The following is a 1,434-nucleotide window of genomic DNA, read 5'->3' on the forward strand; positions in this document are numbered from 1 at the left end:
GAAAAGCGGAGTGTATTTCCGAAGCGGTCATTCAGAGCAATCGATTACTTCTAAATTTTCCTACCCTTAATTTGTTCGTCTTTAGATTGGATACTTTTAATTATGTCCCAGCCCCTTTTCTTTTACAAAATATGATGGTCAATCCATCTCACTAGCTCAACAATTTCAGGCTTGGACACTTGGGCATCAGCCCCGACAACTTCTCCTTTATGACGAAGGTCATCTGTAATCAATGATGAAAAAATGATGATAGGCAGCTTGGAAAGAGAATGATCTTCCTTGATCAATTTCGTCAGATGGTGGCCATCCATACGCGGCATCTCAATATCTGTAATGAGCAGCTGAAATTCTTGCTCAATTTCTTTCCCTTGGTCCAATAACGTTTGCAAATGATCATACGCTTCTTTACCGTTTTCAAAAAGTACGGTTTGATGATAACCCGCCTCTTCTAAAGTTTCCTGTAAAAGAGCGCGAAGGAGACTGGAATCTTCGACAATAAGCAGTCGTTTATCTGACCGCTCCCTCTCCCCGAGCTCTTTAAGCTGTGCTGGGTCCATACTCGTTTCAGGGTTGATGTCAGCGACAACTTTTTCAAAGTCCAATAAAAGCATCATGCTATCATCCATCTTGATTACGCCCGTGATTTGTGTATCAAGACCTTGGTACAGTTTCTGCGGTTTCTCGATTTGTTCCCATGAAATACGATGGATTTGTGTGACGGTATGTACGTGAAACACAATTTTCGTTTGATTGAATATGGACAAAATGAATTTATCTTGTTCAGGCTGGGCAGACGGATCAAATCCAAGCGCATGAGCAATATCAACGACTGGAACCACTTCGCCGCGAATTTCGATAATCCCTTCTACAGATGGATGGGATTGAGGGATCTTGGTAATCGGTTGAGGGTTGAGGATTTCTTTCACTTTTATAACATTGATTCCAAAACGATTCCTTCCCACCCCGAATTCCACAACCCCCAGTTCATTGGTGCCACTTTCCAGTAGAATTCCATTTTCCTTCTGCATGTTCATCGACCTTCCTAGCTCTATATAGTAATGATATCGGGTGGAAGAGACTATATTTGAAGTTTTTCACACAAAAAAAACCACCTTATACGAGGTGGTCAAAAGTTAAGCAGCACGCTTTTTTGAACGTTTTGAAAAGCGGACCCACGTCTTTTCCATTAATTTAAACAGACAGTAAATTACACCATAACTGCTAATCGCTAACAGGCATAATGGCCAATAATATTCCGGAAGCATCGATTCTTTTTGAACCATTGCGTAACGGTCCACAAGCTGAAGAAAAGCTAGTGCCAACAATACACTGGTCGTATAAGTCGCTATGGTGAACCAATTTTTCAACATCATCCATTCTATAACCGGGCGTACGACCCACATTAGAGAAGTGACTAACAAAAGAACAAGAAAA

At 41.1% G+C, this 1,434-nt stretch carries 2 protein-coding genes; both read right to left on the bottom strand.

Annotated features, from left to right (window positions below):
- Positions 1–122: 122 nt before the first annotated feature.
- Positions 123–1,028: a chemotaxis protein gene (locus LD39_RS17100; protein WP_035550438.1), complete on the bottom strand. Its 906-nt coding sequence runs from the start codon at positions 1,026–1,028 to the stop codon at positions 123–125.
- A gap of 105 nt (positions 1,029–1,133) precedes the next feature.
- Positions 1,134–1,434, bottom strand: a 301-nt coding sequence (locus LD39_RS23200) for a hypothetical protein (RefSeq protein WP_035550442.1), incomplete at its 5' end; no start/stop codon positions are given.

This window comes from Halobacillus sp. BBL2006 (genome assembly GCF_000786645.1).
GTDB lineage: Bacteria > Bacillota > Bacilli > Bacillales > Halobacillaceae > Halobacillus.